The following is a 15028-nucleotide window of genomic DNA, read 5'->3' as shown; positions in this document are numbered from 1 at the left end:
CCTCGTCCGCGCTGCGCCGTTCACCGCCGATTAACCGACGCCTCGCAGGATGGGACGATGCAGATCGCCCTCACCGCCTCCCTCCAGGGCATGCAGCGCGCCTCGGACCGGCTCGCCGAGGCCGCCGCCGTCATCGCCAACCCGGCCCAGGGCGCGGCCCGCGCGGCCGATCCCTCGCCCGCCCCGCCCGCCGGCGATGCGGGGCTGACGGCGGCGCAGGCCAGCGGCGAGGTCGAACGCGCGCTGGCGGACAGCATCCTGGCCAGGCGCGCCTACGAGGCGAACGCCAAGGCCCTCGAAGCCAATGCCCGCCTGCAGCGCGAGGCGATCAGCCGCGGCGCCTGAGCACCAGCGTCGTCCACGGCCCCACATCGAGGCGCCGTTCCAGCACCAGCCCCTGCCGGCGGTGCGCGGCCAGCACCATGCGCGCCTGCGTGCCCAGCAAGCCCGCGAGGATCGCCGTGCCCCCGGGGGCGAGGTGCAGCGCCAGATCCCGCGCCATGGCGCAGAGCGGGCGCGCGAGGATGTTGGCGAAGATCAGGTCGTAGCGCGCGCCCTTCATCGCGCGCGGCTTCCAGCCATCGGCCAGGATGGCGCGCATCCGCCGCGGCCCGAGCCCGTTCATCCGCGCATTCTGCTCGCACACGCGCACCGACCAGGGCTCGATGTCGGTCGCGAGCACCCGGCAGGGCAGCGTCTTCGCCGCCGCCATGGCGAGGATGCCGGACCCGCTGCCGAGATCGCAGACGCGGCGCGGGCGGCGATGGGCGATGCCCTCGAAGGCGCGCAGGCAGCCCTGGGTCGAGGCATGCTCGCCCGAGCCGAAGGCGAGCCCGGCATCCAGCCGCAGCACCACCCGGCCATGCGTCGCCGGGTCCGGCACATGCGTCGGGCGGATCAGGAAACGCCGGCCGACCGGCATCTCCGGGAAGGCCTGCACGGTGCGGGCGAGCCAGCCATCGGCCTCGACCGGCGTCACCTGCAGCGCGGGCGGCGCGATCCCGGCCACCGCGGCGGCGAGCGCGAGCGCGGCGCCAAGCGCCTCCTCGCGCGCCCCGGCCTCGCGCACGCCTTCCAGGCGCCAGGTGTCGGTGGCCTCGTCGCGGAAATAGGCGACCGTGGTGCAGGCCTGCTCCAGCGCCGCCTCAAAGACCGGCACGGCGTGCTCGGGCAGGCCCTCGATCACCAGCGCCTCCAGCGGCTCGGCGCGGCGGCGCGACAGCGCGCCGGGCGCGTCGGGTCCGGAGGCACGCATCAGGCCTTCTCCACGAAACTGTCGAGCACGCGCTTCGGCCCCGCCTTCTCGAAGGCGATGTCGAGGCGGTTGTCCTCGATCGCGGTGATGCGGCCATAGCCGAATTTCTGGTGGAAGACGCGCTCGCCGACGGCGAAGGCGCCGGTCGCGGGCGGGCGTTCCTTCACTTCCCAGGCGCCGGCCTCGATCATGCGGCGCGGGCGCTGCGCGAACAGCCCGCCGCTGCCGAAGACCGAGCCCTGGAAGCGCGCCTCGCGCTGCGCGCCGCCCTCGCGGATGATCTCGCCCGCCGGCAGCTCGTCGAGGAAGCGCGAGGGGATGGAGGCCTGCCAGTTGCCGTAGATGCGGCGGTTCGCCGCATGGCTGATGACCGCGACGCGCCGCGCCCGGGTGATGCCGACATAGGCGAGGCGGCGTTCCTCCTCGAGCGCCTTCTCGCCCCCTTCGTCGAGGCTGCGCTGGGAGGGGAACAGCCCTTCCTCCCAGCCCGGCAGGAACACCGTGTCGAACTCCAGGCCCTTGGCCGCGTGCAGCGTCATCAGCGAGACGCGCTCGCCCTCCGCCGCCTCGTCATTCTCCATCACCAGGGAGACGTGCTCGAGGAAGCCCGAGAGGGTCTCGAACTCGCCCATGGCGCGGACGAGTTCCTTGAGGTTGTCGAGCCGCCCCGGCGCCTCGGGCGACTTGTCCTGCTGCCACATCGCGGCATAGCCGGATTCGTCGAGCAGCGCCGCGGCCATCACCACATGGCCCTCGGTGGCGTTCTGCGCCCGCCAGCGCTCGAACCCGTGCAGCAGGTCGCGCAGCGCCTCGCGTGCCTTGGCCTGCTTGATCGCGCCGGTCTCGAGCGCGCGGGCGGCGGCGAGCGAAAGGGCGATGCCCTCGGCCCGCGCGATGGCGTGCATCGCGGCCATCGCCGTGTCGCCCAGGCCGCGCTTGGGCAGGTTCACGATGCGCTCGAAGGCGAGGTCGTCGGCCGGCTGGGCCACCACGCGCAGATAGGCGAGCGCGTCGCGGATCTCCTGCCGTTCGTAGAAGCGCGCCCCGCCGACGACGCGATAGGGGATGCCGAGGACGATCAGCCGCTCCTCGAAGGCGCGGGTCTGGAAGCCCGCGCGCACCAGGATGGCGACCTCGCCCAAGGGGTGGCCGGAACGGCGCGCGGCCTCGATGCGCTCGCCCACCATGCGCGCCTCCTCCTCGCTGTCCCAGAGCGAGACGACGCGGACCTTCTCGCCCTCCGCGTCGCTGCGCCCGGCGCGCAGCGTCTTGCCCAGACGCCCGGTGTTGTGCGCGATCAGCGCCGCCGCGGCGGCCAGGATGGGCCTGGTCGAGCGGTAGTTGGATTCGAGCCGCACGATCCGCGCGCCCGGGAAATCCTTTTCGAAGCGGAGGATGTTCTCGATCTCGGCGCCGCGCCAGGAATAGATGGACTGGTCGTCGTCGCCGACGCAGCAGATGTTCCGGTGCCCCTGCGCGAGCAGCCGCAGCCAGTGATACTGCACGAGGTTGGTGTCCTGGTACTCGTCCACCAGGATGTAGCGGAAGCGCCGGTGGTACTCGGCGAGGATGTCGGGGTGGTTTCGCAGCAGCGTCACCACATGCAGCAGCAGGTCGCCGAAGTCGCAGGCGTTCAGCGCCCGCAGCCGGTCCTGGTAGGCGGCGTAGAGCTCGGTCGCGCGGCCGCCGGCGTAGTCGGAATCCTCGGCCGGCGTGATGGCGGCAGGCGCGAGGCCACGATCCTTCCAGCGCTGGATCACCGCCATCAGCCCGTTGACCGGCCAGCGCTTGGTGTCCACCCGCGCCGCTTCCATCACCTGCTTGAGCAGCCGGTTCTGGTCGTCGGCATCGAGGATGGTGAAGGCCGGCGTCAGCCCGGCCTGCTCGGCATGCCGGCGCAGCATGCGCGCGGCAAGCGCGTGGAAGGTGCCGAGCCACAGCCCCTCCGCCGGCTGGCCGAGGATGGCCGAGACCCGCTCGCGCATCTCCCGCGCCGCCTTGTTGGTGAAGGTGACGGCGAGCACCTGCGACGGATACGCCCTGCCTTGCAGCAGGATATGCGCGAAGCGCGTGGTCAGAACGCGCGTCTTGCCGGTGCCCGCGCCGGCGAGCACCAGCAGCGGGCCGTCCACCGCCTCCACCGCCGCGCGCTGCTCGGGGTTGAGGCGGGCGAGGTAGTCCGCGTCGCTCATCGCGCGCGCGCCCGGCAGGTCACTGGCAGTTGCCGACCGAGCCGGCGGCGCAGACGCGCTGGCCATCGGTCCAGCGCGCCCCGCCGAGCATGGCCCCGGCCAGATTCGCGCCGGCAAGGTTCGCCCCCGTCAGGTCCGCCCCTTCGAGGTTGGTGCGGAACAGAGTCGCGCGGCGCAGATCCGCCCCCGCGAGCTTCGCGCCGCTGAGATTCGCGCGCGTCAGGTCGGCCGAGCGCAGCACCGCGCGCGAGAGGTCCGCGCCGGCCATCTCCGCCGAGACGAAGCGCGCATTCTGCGCGTCGGCCTCGACCAGCTTCGCCCCGGTCAGCACGGCGCGCTGGAATGAGGCATCGCGCAGGAAGGCGCCCGTGAGGTCGGCGCCGGCGAGTTCTGCGGAATCGAGCAGGCAGCGTCGCCATTCGACGCGCGGCTCGGGCGGGTCCGTGCAGCCCGCAAGGGCCGGGCCGGCGGAAAGGGCCAGCCCCGCAAGCAGGGTCAGGAGCGAGGATGGCGTGCGCACGAGGGGGGATATAGAACCTCCGGCGCACTCCTCCAACCGCTGCCCGGGACCTCTCTCATCCTCGCTCCGCTGCGCTTCCTGGAATGGTCGGCCCGGCAGGGCGGCGCGCTGCTCGCGCTCGGCATATTCGCCGGGCTGTTCATCCCGCCGCTCGCCGCGCTGTTCCGGGATGTCGTGACCGTCACCGTCGCGGGGCTGATGACGCTCGTGCTGCTGCGCGTGGACCCGGCGCAGGTCATCGCCTATCTGCGCCGCCCGGTCCTGGTTGCCGCGCTGACCTTCTGGCTCCTGCTCGCCATGCCGGTCATCGCCTACGGGGTCGCGCTCGCCGCCGGGCTGGACGGGCCGCTGGGCGCGGCGCTGGTGATCAGCGCCACCGGCTGCGCGGCGACCTCCTCGCCCGCCTTCGCGCGCCTGGTGGGGCTCGATGGGGAGATCTCCCTCGTCGTCGCGGTCGTCACCACGCTGCTCGTGCCCTTCACCGCGCCGCCGCTGGCGCTCGGGCTGATGGGGATAGACCTCGCCATCTCGCTCACAGGGCTGATGACGCGGCTGGCGCTGGTGGTGGGGCTGCCGCTGCTGATCTCCATCGCCATCCGGCGCTTGGTGCGGCGGGAGACGCTGCACACCTACGGCCCGGCGGTGGATGGCGCCGTGGTCTGGCTGGTGGTGCTCTACGGCTTCGGCGTGATGGACGGCATCCTGGCGAAGCTGCTGGCCGAGCCCGCCTGGATGCTGGGCGGCCTCGCCCTCGCCTTCGCGGGCAATGCGGGAATGAACCTGCTGACGGCGCTCGCCTTCCTGCCGGCCGGGCGGCGGGTGGCGCTGGCGGGCGGGCTGCTCGCGGGCAACCGGAACATGGCGCTCTACCTCGCGGTGCTGCCGGCGGCGACGGACGAGCGCATCCTGATCTTCTTCGCGCTCTGCCAGTTCCCGCTGTTCCTGAGCCCCTTCCTGCTCGGGCCGGTCTACCGGAGGCTGCGCAAGTCCTGATGCCCGGCGGACCCGGGTCCGCCCGTCGTCAGCCGCGGCGGGGCCGCGCGCCCAGGATGTGCGCGATGGCGTAGGTCAGATCCGGCCGGTTCAGCGTGTAGAAGTGGAACTCGTCCACGCCGTTCGCCTGCAGCAGGCGCACCTGCTCGGCCGCGACCACCGCCGCGACCATGCGGCGCGTCTCCACATCCTCCTCGAGGCCCTCGAAGAGCTGGCCCATCCAGGCGGGCACGCTCGCGCCGCACATGGCGCTGAACTTCACCACCTGCTGGAAGTTCGACACCGGCAGGATACCCGGCACGATCGGCACCGTGATGCCCTTGGCGAGGCAGCGGTCGAGGAAGCGCAGATAGGTCTCGGTGTCGAAGAAGTACTGGGTGATGGCGCGCGTCGCGCCCGCATCGATCTTGCGCTTGAGGAAGTCGAGGTCGGCCTCCGCCGAGAGCGCGGCCGGATGCGTCTCGGGATAGGCGCCGACGCTGATCTCGAAATCGGCGATGCGCTTCAGGCCGCGCACCAGGTCCTCGGCCTGGGCGTAGCCGCCCGGATGCGGCTCGTAGCGGGAGGCGCCGGCCGGCGGATCCCCGCGCAGCGCGACGATGTGGCGCACCCCGGCCTCCCAGTAGCGGCGGGCCACCGCGTCCACCTCCTCGCGCGTGGCGCCGACGCAGGTCAGGTGGGCGGCCGGCGTCAGGGAGGTCTCGGCGACGATGCGGGCCACCGTCTGGTGGGTCCGCTCCTGGGTCGAGCCGCCGGCGCCGTAGGTGACCGAGACGAAACGCGGGGCCAGCGGCTCGAGCCGGCGGATGCAGGCCCAGAGCTGCTCCTCGAGCTTCTCGGTCTTGGGCGGGAAGAACTCGAAGGACAGGCGGGGAGCCGGCATCTGCGCCGGGGCGGGCAGGCCCGCGACGCGGGGGCCCGTCAGCCAGCGGGCCAGCGTTCCGGACAGGGCCTGGTTCATCCGTTCGATCCTCGATCCTCGATGCCGCAGCGCAGCGGGCCGTTCCTCTCGCGCACCTCGTGGCGCAAGGCAAGGTTTCCTCGAAGCCCGCCGCCCCCGACCCGGTGCCCGGGAGAGTGCCCGGCGTCCGGCGCGGGGCCCGATGCGGCATCGCATGGTTCCCAAGGGGCGGCCGCCCGGTGTATGGCCCCGCCATGTTCCGCTTCCGACCCGCCATGCAGCGGGCGTCGCTGCTCGCCCTCGCGCTGCTCGCCGCCGCCTGCGCCACACCCCCGCCGGCCGACGACCCGGAGGCGGTGGCGGAGTTCCGCGAGACGAACGACCCCTTCGAGCCCGCCAATCGCGTGCTGTTCGAGATCCACGAGGTGGCGGACCGCTTCGTGCTGCAGCCGATCGCCGAAACCTATCGCGACCTGCTGCCCCAGCCGGTGCGCAACGGCATCCGCAATGCCCTGGGCAACCTCCGCGCCCCGGTCATCCTCGCCAACGACCTCCTGCAGGGCAACGTGACCCGGGCGCGGATCACGCTCGGCCGCTTCATGGTGAACTCGACCCTCGGGATCGGCGGGCTGCTCGACGTCTCGCGGGACTGGGGCGTGCCCGGCCATTCGGAGGATTTCGGCCAGACCCTCGCGGTCTGGGGCGTGGGGGAGGGCTTCTACATGTTCCTCCCCCTCCTCGGCCCCTCCTCCCCGCGCGACCTGCTCGGCCAGGGGGTGGACATGGCGATCAACCCGCTGACCTGGCTCGGCCAGGGGGCGGCGGTGGACGCCGCGGGCTGGGTTCGTCTCGGCCTGACGGTGGTGGACACGCGCGAGGCGCTGCTCGAACCCATCGACCAGGTGCGCGCAACCTCGCTCGACCCTTATTCCACCCTGCGCTCGGCCTATCGCCAGCGCCGGGCCTTCGAGATCCGCAACCAGGAATCCCCGGCAGGCCAGGTGGTGGCGCCGGCCGGCGTGACCGGCTTCGGCCAGGGCGTCACGGCCCCGGCCGCCCCGGTCGCGCGCCCCGCCCCGCCCCGCGCGCCGTGACTCGATTCCCCGCCGCCAGCCCCCATATCCGCGCCATGAAACGCCGTCTCGTCCTTGCCGCCCTGCCCGCCGCCGCCGGGCTCCTGGCCCTGTCCACTCCTGGCCGCGCCGCGGTGGACATCGCCCGCGCCGCCGCCTTCATCGAGGCCGCCGGCAACGAACTGGTGGCGGCCATCAACGACCCGCGCCTCGACCTCCCCGCGCGGCGCGAGCGCGTGGCCGCCGTGCTGCGCCGGACCATCGACATCGAGGGCACGGGCCGCTTCATCCTCGGCCGCCATGTCCGGCAGGCGAGCCCGGCCGAGCTCGCCGAATACAACCGGCTGTTCGACGACATCATCGTGCGCAACCTCTCCGCCCGCTTCGGCGAGTACCGCGGCGTGCGCTTCTCCCTCGGCCGCAGCCAGCAGCGGACGGAGGAGGATGCGCTGGTGACGACCATCATCGAGCGGCCCAACAGCGCGCCCTTCGCGCTCGACTGGCGCGTGGCCGAGATCGGCGGCCAGCTCAAGGTGGTGGATGTCATCGCCGAGGGCACCTCGCTCCGGCTGACCACGCGCAGCGAGTATGCGGCGGTGATCCAGCGCGGCGGCGGGCGCGTGTCGGCGCTGCTCGAGGCGATGCGCAACCAGGTCGCCCAGCTCGCGGCGCGCGAGACGCGCGGCTGACCCTCCGGCGCCCCGGCGCCGAATCTGCGCGAGATCAACGCGAGGCGAGGGCCTTCGTGTAGGCTGCGCTCCGTGCGACCCGAACGGAGAGCGCCCATGGCCGATCTGCGCCCCAGCCTGCGCGTCGCGGACCTCTTCGCCGCCCGCGCCGCCGAGGCGGCCCGCCGCCGCGCCGAGGCCGAGGCGGCCGAGGCCCAGAAGAAGGCCGACCTGCTCGCCTTCACCGAGCGCGTGCAGACCTACGAGATCACCGAGGAGGACCGGCAGCGCGCGCTCGCGCGCATCCGCAAGGCCTTCGAGGCCGGCGAGAAGGAGCTGATGCTGGTCAAGTTCCCCTCCGTCATCTGCGAGGATGGCGGCCGGAGGATCAACAACCACCTCGAAGGCTGGCAGGACACGCTGCCCGGCGTGTTCCACAAGATCTACGAGTGGTGGGAGCGTGAGCTCGCCCCCGGCGGCTTCACCTTCTCCGCCCGGATCATCGACTTCCCCGGCGGGATGCCCGGCGATGTCGGCATCTTCATCGGCTGGCCCCAGAGCCTGGACTGATCCCGCGCGGGCGGCGTCAGGCCCGGCTCTCGAAGACCAGCATGCGGTGGCCCTGGTGGCGGAACTCGCCGGCCGGGACCATGCCGATATCGGCCAGCACGGCGCGCGAGGCGAGGTTCTCCTCCCGCGCGATGGCGATGATGCGCGCGAGGCCGGCGCGATGGCCGAAGGCCAGCGCCGCCCGCGCCGCCTCCCGCGCATAGCCCTTGCCGCGGCATTCGGGCCACAGCGCGTAGCGCAGCGCGACGCCGCGCCCGTCCGGGCGCTCCATGAAGCCGCATATGCCGAGGAACTCGCCGCTCGCGCGCTCGAAGACGCACCAGGTGCCGTAGCCGCGCACCTCCCAGAAATCGGCGTCGTCCTCGAGCTCCTCGGCGGTGCGCTCGGGCGTGCGGGTGCCGTGCAGCATCCAGCCGAAGACGCGCTCGTCGGCCTTCAGGCGCACGAGGTCGGGCAGGTTCTCCCGCCCGGGCGGGATCATCATCAGCCGCTCCGTGCTGACGATCCGCGATGACTTCAGGGCGTTGATCGCCGCGCTCATGGGCACCCCCCGCGGGATGGGCGCGCGCGCCATCCCGCTGACAGACAAAGACCGGCAGGCCCCGGGGGAGGCCCCCTCCCCCGGCGCTGCTACCGCGCGAGAGGCTTGTACCTGATCCGGTGCGGATCGGTCGCCGCGTCCCCGAGCCGGCGTCGCTTGTCCTCCTCGTAGCTCTCGAAGTTCCCCTCGAACCACTCGACATGGCTGTCGCCCTCGAAGGCGAGGATGTGCGTCGCGAGGCGGTCGAGGAAGAAGCGGTCGTGCGAGATGATGACCGCGCAGCCCGCGAAATCCATCAGCGCATTCTCGAGCGCGCGCAGCGTCTCGACATCGAGGTCGTTGGTCGGCTCGTCGAGCAGGAGCACGTTGTGCTCCTTCTTCAGCATCTTCGCGAGGTGGACGCGGTTGCGCTCGCCGCCCGAGAGCTGGCCGACCTTCTTCTGCTGGTCCCCGCCCTTGAAGTTGAAGGCCGCGACATAGGCGCGCGAGGGCACGCTGCGCTTGCCGATGGTGATGACGTCCTCGCCGCCCGAGATCTCCTCCCAGACGGTGTTGTTGTCGTTCAGGCTGTCGCGGCTCTGGTCCACGTAGCCGAGCTTCACCGAATCGCCGATGGTCAGCGCGCCCGAGTCCGGCTTCTCCTGCCCCGTGATCATGCGGAACAGCGTGGTCTTGCCGGCGCCGTTCGGTCCGATCACGCCGACGATGCCGCCGGGCGGCAGCTTGAAGGAGAGATCGTCGATCAGCAGCCGGTCGCCGTAACCCTTGGAGAGATGCTCCGCCACGATCACGGTGCTGCCCAGGCGCGGCGCCGGCGGGATGACGATCTCGGTCGGATCGGGCGCCTTCTCCTGGCTCTTGCGCAGCAGTTCCTCGTAGGCCGCGATGCGCGCCTTGGACTTCGCCTGGCGGGCGGCGGGCGAGCGGCCGATCCACTCGCGCTCCTCGGCGAGCTGGCGCTGGCGGGCGGTCTCCTCCCGCTCCTCCTGCGCCAGCCGCTTGCGCTTCTGCTCGAGGTAGGTCGAGTAGTTGCCCTCGTAGGGGATGCCCCGCCCGCGGTCGATCTCGAGGATCCAGCCCGTCACGTTGTCGAGGAAGTAGCGGTCGTGGGTGACGATCAGCACCGTGCCCGCGTAGTCCTTCAGCGTGCGCTCGAGCCAGGCCACCGATTCCGCGTCGAGGTGGTTGGTCGGCTCGTCGAGCAGCAGCAGGTCGGGCTTCTCCAGCAGCAGGCGGCAGAGCGCGACGCGCCGCCGCTCCCCGCCCGAGAGGTTGGTCACCGGGCTGTCGGCCGGCGGGCAGCGCAGCGCGTCGAGCGCGATGTCCACCTGGCGGTCGATCTCCCAGCCATTGGCGGCGTCGATCTTCTCCTGCAGCTCGGCCTGCTCGGCGAGAAGGGCGTTCATCTCCTCCTCGCTCATCTCCTCGGCGAACTTCATCGAGATCTCGTTGAAGCGGTGCAGCCAGCCGTTCAGTTCGGCGAAGGCGGCGCGCACGTTCTCGCCCACCGTCAGGTTCGGGTCGAGTTGCGGCTCCTGCGAGAGGTAGCCGACGCGCACGCCCTCCGCGGCCCAGGCCTCGCCGCCGAACTCCTTGTCCTGGCCCGCCATGATCCGCATCAGCGTGGACTTGCCGGCGCCGTTCGGGCCGAGCACGCCGATCTTCACGCCCGGCAGGAAGGAGAGGGTGATGCCTTTGAAAACCTCGCGCCCGCCCGGATAGGACTTGGTGAGGTTCTTCATCACGTAGACGTACTGGTAGGCGGCCATGGCGCGGGGGACCTGCAATCGGGAAAGGGTTGGCGCGGGTTCTACGGCCCGCCGCCGCCCGCGCCAAGGCTCGGCCCCCGGGCGGGGATTGCGCTCGCGCATGGACAAGCGCGCGGGCGGGGTCTAGCCGGGGCGGCAGCACGGACAAGGCCATGCCATGCAGGATCCCGACGACACCCCGCGCCCGCCCCGGCGGTCCACGCTGCGCTGGGTGGTGGCCGCCTTCCATCTGGCGATGACGGTCTGGTTCCTGGTCGCGCTGACGCGGGCCGTCGGCATCTACATGGGCATGGAGGCCGGCGGGGCCGGCACGGCGGCCTCGGCCTGGCCGGGGCCCGGAGTCGCGGCCGGGATATGGCTGGCCGGCGGGGTGGTGCTCGCGGTGCTGTCGCACAGGTCGGCGGGTCGCTAGGCGCCCATTCGCTGGCTCCGGGACGGATGCGCGATCAGGCGCGGCCGGGTTCCCCGCGATCGCCCGGGTCCGGAGGGTCCGCCGGGATTTTGGCGCCCCGGCCCGCCGCGCCAGCACGCCGGCCGGGCGAGCCTCAGCGCCGAATGCCCGGCACCGGGCATGTCCGCCGGCATGGGCCCGGCAGGACTCGAACCTGCAACCAGACCGTTATGAGCGGCCCGCTCTGACCATTGAGCTACAGGCCCATGCGCCTGCCTGATTGCCCGCGGCCGGGCAGGAAATCAAATCCGGCCGCCGGGCCGCGCGCGAGCCATGCTGCACCGCAATAGACCGCGCCGCCGCGCTCTGCTACCAGCCGCCGCGATTCAGCCCTGAGCAGAGGCCTTCATGCGCATAGACGCCATCCCGATCGGCAAGAACCCGCCCGAGGACGTCAACGTCATCATCGAGGTCCCGGTCGGCGGCGAGCCCATCAAGTACGAGATGGACAAGGCCGCGGGGACGCTCTTCGTGGACCGCTTCCTCTACACGCCGATGCGCTACCCGGGGAACTACGGCTTCGTGCCGCATACCCTCTCGGAGGACGGCGACCCGATCGACGTGCTGGTGGCCAATACCCGGCCCATCATTCCGGGCGCGGTCATCAACGTCCGGCCCGTGGGCGTGCTGCGGATGGAGGATGACGGCGGCGGGGACGAGAAGATCATCGCCGTGCCCATGCCGAAGCTGACCCAGCGCTACGCCAGGATCGCGAACTACACCGACCTGCCGCAGATCACGCTCGAGCAGATCCAGCACTTCTTCGAGCACTACAAGGACCTCGAGCCCGGCAAGTGGGTGAAGGTCCTGGGCTGGGGCGGGGCCGAGGATGCGCGGAAACTGATCCAGGACGCGATCGAGCGCGCCCGCTGACCCCCCCGGGGGCGCCGGCGCCCCCCGCCCCCGTTGCGCCGCGCCCCCTTCCCTCATTAGAGAGGCCGTGGGACCGTGCGCGCCGCCCGGGCCGGGGCCACATGCCCCGCACCCCGGGCGGCGCGGCGGCCGAATGCGGCCGGGAGACCGCGTCTTCGCTGTTCAGGGGGAGTCCAGAACTTGCTGACCGTCTGGCTGATCATCGTGATCGCGCTCGGGGCCTTGTCCATCGCCTACGGCGTCATCACCGCCCGCGACGTGCTCTCGCGCGATCCGGGCAACGAGCGCATGCAGGAGATCGCCAAGGCGATCCAGGAAGGCGCGAGCGCATACCTCAAGCGGCAATACACCACCATCGCCATCGTCGGCGCGGTGCTGTTCGTGCTGGTGGCCTGGCGGCTCGGCCTCGCGGTGGCGGTCGGCTTCCTGCTCGGCGCCGTGCTCTCGGGCGTGGCCGGCTTCATCGGCATGAACGTCTCGGTGCGCGCCAACCTGCGTACGGCCCAGGCGGCGATCGGCTCGCTCGCCGGCGGGCTCGACGTGGCGTTCAAGTCGGGTGCGATCACCGGCATGCTGGTGGCCGGCGGCGCGCTGCTCGGCGTCGCGGTCTACTTCTTCCTGCTGGTGGTGATCGGCGGGCTCGATCCCAACAGCCGCACGGTGATCGACGCGCTGGTGGCGCTCGGCTTCGGCGCCTCGCTGATCTCGATCTTCGCCCGTCTTGGCGGCGGCATCTTCACCAAGGGTGCGGATGTCGGCGGCGACATGGTCGGCAAGGTCGAGGCCGGCATCCCCGAGGACGACCCCCGCAACCCGGCGACCATCGCCGACAACGTGGGCGACAATGTGGGCGACTGCGCCGGCATGGCCGCCGACCTGTTCGAGACCTACGCCGTGACCATGGTCGCGACCATGGTGCTGGCCGCCATCGCCTTCGCGGGCACGGACTTCCTCAAGGCGGGGATGATCTTCCCGCTGGCGATCGGCGCGGTCTGCGTCGTGACCTCCATCGCCGGCACCTACTTCGTGAAGCTGCCGGCGAACAACAACATCATGGGGGCGATGTACCGCGGCTTCGCGGTGACCGGCGTGCTGTCGCTGGTGGCGCTGCTGCCGCTCTCCTACATGATCTTCGGCTTCGGCACGGCCACGGCGGCGGGCAGCACCTTCGGCGCCTTCTCGCTGTTCCTGTGCGGCGTGGTGGGCCTCGCGGTCACCGCGCTGATCATCTGGATCACGGAATACTACACCGGCACGAACTTCCGGCCCGTGAAGGCCATCGCGGAGAGCTCGGTGACCGGCCACGGCACCAACGTGATCCGCGGGCTTGCCGTGTCGATGGAATCCACCGCCCTGCCGGCGCTGGTGATCATCTTCGGCGTGTTGATCTCCTACGGCCTCGCGGGCCTCTACGGCATCGCCATCGCGGTCACGACCATGCTCTCGCTCGCGGGCATGGTGGTCGCGCTCGACGCCTTCGGCCCGGTGACGGACAATGCCGGCGGCATCGCCGAGATGGCCGGCCTGCCCAAGGAGATCCGCCAGACCACCGACGCGCTCGACGCGGTGGGCAACACCACCAAGGCAGTGACGAAGGGCTACGCGATCGGCTCGGCGGGCCTCGGCGCGCTGGTGCTCTTCGCGGCCTATACGCAGGACCTCAACTACTTCATCGCCAACCCCGCGCAGTATCCCTACTTCGCGGGCCTCGGCACGCTGAGCTTCTCGCTCTCCTCGCCCTATGTGGTGGTAGGGCTGCTGTTCGGCGGTCTGCTGCCCTACCTCTTCGGCGGCATGGCGATGACGGCGGTGGGCCGCGCGGCGATGAGCGTGGTCGAGGAGGTGCGCGCCCAGTTCCGCGCCAAGCCCGGCATCATGGAAGGCACCGAGAAGCCGGATTACGGCCGCGCGGTGGACATGCTGACCAAGGCCGCGATCAAGGAGATGATCATCCCCTCGCTGCTGCCGGTCCTCGGGCCCATCGTGGTCTATTTCGGCATCCTGATGGTGGGCGGGAAGGCCGCCGCCTTCGAGGCGCTGGGCGCCATGCTGCTCGGTGTGATCGTCACCGGCTTCTTCGTCGCGGTCTCCATGACCACCGGCGGCGGCGCCTGGGACAACGCCAAGAAGTACATCGAGGACGGCCACCACGGCGGCAAGGGATCCGACGCCCACAAGGCGGCCGTGACCGGCGACACCGTGGGCGATCCCTACAAGGACACCGCCGGCCCGGCGGTGAACCCGATGATCAAGATCACCAACATCGTGGCGCTGATGCTGCTCGCGATGCTGGCGCACAGCTGACGGGCAAGGCCCGTGCCCTGCGGCCGGCGGGTGCCTCGCGCGCCCGCCGGCCGTGACGTTTGCGTGACACGCTTCCCGCGCCCCGCGCGCCCCCGCTAGAGGGTCCTCCGCCCCACCGGCCGACTGCGGAGCCCTGCGTGCGTTTCCTCACCACCATCCATCTCCTCGCCATCCTCGACAGCATCCTCAGCCTGCTGACGGCCTTCGTGCTGGGCACGCTGGTCGGCATGGAGCGGCAATACCGCCAGCGCAGCGCGGGGCTCAGGACCAACACGCTGGTCGCGGTGGGGGCGGCGGCCTTCGTGGACATCGGCCACCGCCTCGCCGGCGATGCCGAGGCGGTGCGCGTCATCTCCTACGTGGTCTCGGGCATCGGCTTCCTCGGCGCCGGCGTCATCATGAAGGAGGGAACGAACATCCGCGGCCTGAACACGGCGGCGACGCTGTGGTGCTCGGCCGCGATCGGCGCCGCCGCCGGGGCGGATCTGCTGGTCGAGGCGGTGCTGATCACCGCCTTCGTGCTGGCCGGCAACACGCTGCTGCGCCCGGTGGTGAGCCGGATGGAACGCCGGCCGCTCGACCAGGCGACGGGCGAGCTCCGCATCGAACTCCGCGCCACCACCGACCCGCAGCACCTCGCCGCCGCGCGCCGGCATGTCATCGAGCGCCTGCAGGCCGCCCACTACCCGGTCGCGGACATCGAGGTGACGCCGCTCGGCGACGATCTGCTCGAGATCACCGCCCTGCTCACCTCGACCACGGCCGTTCCGGGCGAACTCGACGCGGTGGTGGCCGAGGTGGCCCGCCACCCCGGGATCCGCCACGCGGCCTGGGAGAGCGCCTCGCTCGACTAGAACCCCGCGCGCCCCTGGCCGGGGCGCGGGCCGCGACAATCCCGTGATGCGGCGCGATGGGGGC

The 15028-nt window shown here is 71.7% G+C and carries 15 protein-coding genes and 1 tRNA gene; 9 read left to right on the top strand and 7 right to left on the bottom strand.

All coding sequences use genetic code 11. The features are described 5' to 3' along the window. Positions 1-57: 57 nt before the first annotated feature. A complete protein-coding gene (locus FHS88_RS05475; protein ID WP_184482100.1) occupies positions 58-345 on the top strand; it encodes a hypothetical protein in 288 nt (95 codons plus the stop codon). Here the strand turns inward: FHS88_RS05475 and FHS88_RS05470 are convergent. The 3 genes from FHS88_RS05470 to FHS88_RS05460 are packed head-to-tail and all read right to left on the bottom strand — an operon-like array spanning position 329 to position 3967. Further along, on the bottom strand, positions 329-1255 hold the full coding sequence (locus FHS88_RS05470; RefSeq protein ID WP_184482098.1) for a 50S ribosomal protein L11 methyltransferase: 927 nt from the start codon (positions 1253-1255) through the stop codon (positions 329-331). The genes FHS88_RS05475 and FHS88_RS05470 overlap by 17 nt on opposite strands. Next, positions 1255-3447 carry an ATP-dependent helicase gene (locus FHS88_RS05465; protein ID WP_246419476.1) on the bottom strand — a complete coding sequence of 731 codons (2193 nt, stop codon included), beginning with the start codon at positions 3445-3447 and terminating at the stop codon, positions 1255-1257. Before FHS88_RS05465 ends, FHS88_RS05470 begins: the two co-directional genes overlap by 1 nt. Positions 3448-3466: 19 nt before the next feature. Beyond that, positions 3467-3967 carry a pentapeptide repeat-containing protein gene (locus tag FHS88_RS05460; RefSeq protein WP_184482094.1) on the bottom strand — a complete coding sequence of 167 codons (501 nt, stop codon included), beginning with the start codon at positions 3965-3967 and terminating at the stop codon, positions 3467-3469. A gap of 174 nt (positions 3968-4141) precedes the next feature. On the opposite strand from FHS88_RS05460, the gene FHS88_RS05455 reads away from it, so the two are divergent. Further along, positions 4142-4960 carry a hypothetical protein gene (locus FHS88_RS05455; RefSeq protein ID WP_338146419.1) on the top strand — a complete coding sequence of 273 codons (819 nt, stop codon included), beginning with the start codon at positions 4142-4144 and terminating at the stop codon, positions 4958-4960. A gap of 28 nt (positions 4961-4988) precedes the next feature. Here the strand turns inward: FHS88_RS05455 and metF are convergent, their stop codons facing one another. Continuing rightward, complete coding sequence (metF, locus tag FHS88_RS05450; protein WP_184482092.1) at positions 4989-5921, bottom strand: methylenetetrahydrofolate reductase; 933 nt, start codon at positions 5919-5921, stop codon at positions 4989-4991. Positions 5922-6115: 194 nt separating this feature from the next. Between metF and FHS88_RS05445 the strand changes: the two genes are divergently transcribed. The 3 genes from FHS88_RS05445 to FHS88_RS05435 all read left to right on the top strand — a co-directional run bounded on the left by FHS88_RS05445 (position 6116) and on the right by FHS88_RS05435 (position 8172). Continuing rightward, a complete protein-coding gene (locus tag FHS88_RS05445; protein ID WP_184482090.1) occupies positions 6116-6955 on the top strand; it encodes an MlaA family lipoprotein in 840 nt (279 codons plus the stop codon). Positions 6956-6990: 35 nt separating this feature from the next. Continuing rightward, positions 6991-7623, top strand: coding sequence for an MlaC/ttg2D family ABC transporter substrate-binding protein (locus FHS88_RS05440; protein WP_184482088.1), 633 nt, complete (start codon positions 6991-6993; stop codon positions 7621-7623). Positions 7624-7719: 96 nt separating this feature from the next. Beyond that, positions 7720-8172, top strand: a complete 453-nt coding sequence (locus tag FHS88_RS05435; RefSeq protein WP_184482086.1) for a hypothetical protein — start codon at positions 7720-7722, stop codon at positions 8170-8172. A gap of 16 nt (positions 8173-8188) precedes the next feature. On the opposite strand, the gene FHS88_RS05430 is transcribed toward FHS88_RS05435, so the two are convergent. Beyond that, on the bottom strand, positions 8189-8713 hold the full coding sequence (locus tag FHS88_RS05430; RefSeq protein ID WP_184482084.1) for a GNAT family N-acetyltransferase: 525 nt from the start codon (positions 8711-8713) through the stop codon (positions 8189-8191). Between the two features lie 89 nt (positions 8714-8802). After that, positions 8803-10482, bottom strand: coding sequence for an energy-dependent translational throttle protein EttA (ettA, locus tag FHS88_RS05425; protein WP_184482082.1), 1680 nt, complete (start codon positions 10480-10482; stop codon positions 8803-8805). Positions 10483-10639: 157 nt separating this feature from the next. On the opposite strand from ettA, the gene FHS88_RS05420 reads away from it, so the two are divergent. Beyond that, positions 10640-10894 carry a hypothetical protein gene (locus FHS88_RS05420; protein ID WP_184482080.1) on the top strand — a complete coding sequence of 85 codons (255 nt, stop codon included), beginning with the start codon at positions 10640-10642 and terminating at the stop codon, positions 10892-10894. Between the two features lie 172 nt (positions 10895-11066). Here the strand turns inward: FHS88_RS05420 and FHS88_RS05415 are convergent. After that, positions 11067-11139, bottom strand: a tRNA-Ile gene (locus FHS88_RS05415). Positions 11140-11281: 142 nt separating this feature from the next. On the opposite strand from FHS88_RS05415, the gene ppa reads away from it, so the two are divergent. The 3 genes from ppa to FHS88_RS05400 all read left to right on the top strand — a co-directional run bounded on the left by ppa (position 11282) and on the right by FHS88_RS05400 (position 14964). Further along, positions 11282-11806: an inorganic diphosphatase gene (gene ppa / locus FHS88_RS05410; protein ID WP_184482078.1), complete on the top strand. Its 525-nt coding sequence runs from the start codon at positions 11282-11284 to the stop codon at positions 11804-11806. Positions 11807-11986: 180 nt separating this feature from the next. Continuing rightward, the gene (locus FHS88_RS05405; protein ID WP_184482076.1) at positions 11987-14110 is read left to right on the top strand and encodes a sodium-translocating pyrophosphatase; all 2124 of its coding nucleotides are present in this window, start codon (positions 11987-11989) and stop codon (positions 14108-14110) included. Positions 14111-14247: 137 nt separating this feature from the next. Continuing rightward, positions 14248-14964: an MgtC/SapB family protein gene (locus FHS88_RS05400; RefSeq protein WP_184482074.1), complete on the top strand. Its 717-nt coding sequence runs from the start codon at positions 14248-14250 to the stop codon at positions 14962-14964. The last annotated feature ends 64 nt before the right edge of the window (positions 14965-15028 follow it).

Source organism: Neoroseomonas alkaliterrae (genome assembly GCF_014199195.1).
In the GTDB taxonomy this organism is placed as follows: Bacteria; Pseudomonadota; Alphaproteobacteria; order Acetobacterales; family Acetobacteraceae; genus Neoroseomonas; species Neoroseomonas alkaliterrae.
Note: the sequence above shows the minus strand (reverse complement) of the source record. Positions and strands in the feature narration are given on the sequence as shown.

Excerpts from the sequence above, each read along its gene's own strand:
- FHS88_RS05475 (WP_184482100.1), top strand. The coding sequence starts at position 58 with ATGCAGATCGCCCTCACCGCCTCCCTCCAGGGCATGCAGCGCGCCTCG.
- FHS88_RS05470 (WP_184482098.1), bottom strand. The coding sequence starts at position 1,255 with ATGCGTGCCTCCGGACCCGACGCGCCCGGCGCGCTGTCGCGCCGCCGC.
- FHS88_RS05465 (WP_246419476.1), bottom strand. The coding sequence starts at position 3,447 with ATGAGCGACGCGGACTACCTCGCCCGCCTCAACCCCGAGCAGCGCGCG.
- metF (WP_184482092.1), bottom strand. The coding sequence starts at position 5,921 with ATGAACCAGGCCCTGTCCGGAACGCTGGCCCGCTGGCTGACGGGCCCC.
- FHS88_RS05445 (WP_184482090.1), top strand. The coding sequence starts at position 6,116 with ATGTTCCGCTTCCGACCCGCCATGCAGCGGGCGTCGCTGCTCGCCCTC.
- FHS88_RS05440 (WP_184482088.1), top strand. The coding sequence starts at position 6,991 with ATGAAACGCCGTCTCGTCCTTGCCGCCCTGCCCGCCGCCGCCGGGCTC.
- FHS88_RS05435 (WP_184482086.1), top strand. The coding sequence starts at position 7,720 with ATGGCCGATCTGCGCCCCAGCCTGCGCGTCGCGGACCTCTTCGCCGCC.
- FHS88_RS05430 (WP_184482084.1), bottom strand. The coding sequence starts at position 8,713 with ATGAGCGCGGCGATCAACGCCCTGAAGTCATCGCGGATCGTCAGCACG.
- ettA (WP_184482082.1), bottom strand. The coding sequence starts at position 10,482 with ATGGCCGCCTACCAGTACGTCTACGTGATGAAGAACCTCACCAAGTCC.
- FHS88_RS05420 (WP_184482080.1), top strand. The coding sequence starts at position 10,640 with ATGCAGGATCCCGACGACACCCCGCGCCCGCCCCGGCGGTCCACGCTG.
- ppa (WP_184482078.1), top strand. The coding sequence starts at position 11,282 with ATGCGCATAGACGCCATCCCGATCGGCAAGAACCCGCCCGAGGACGTC.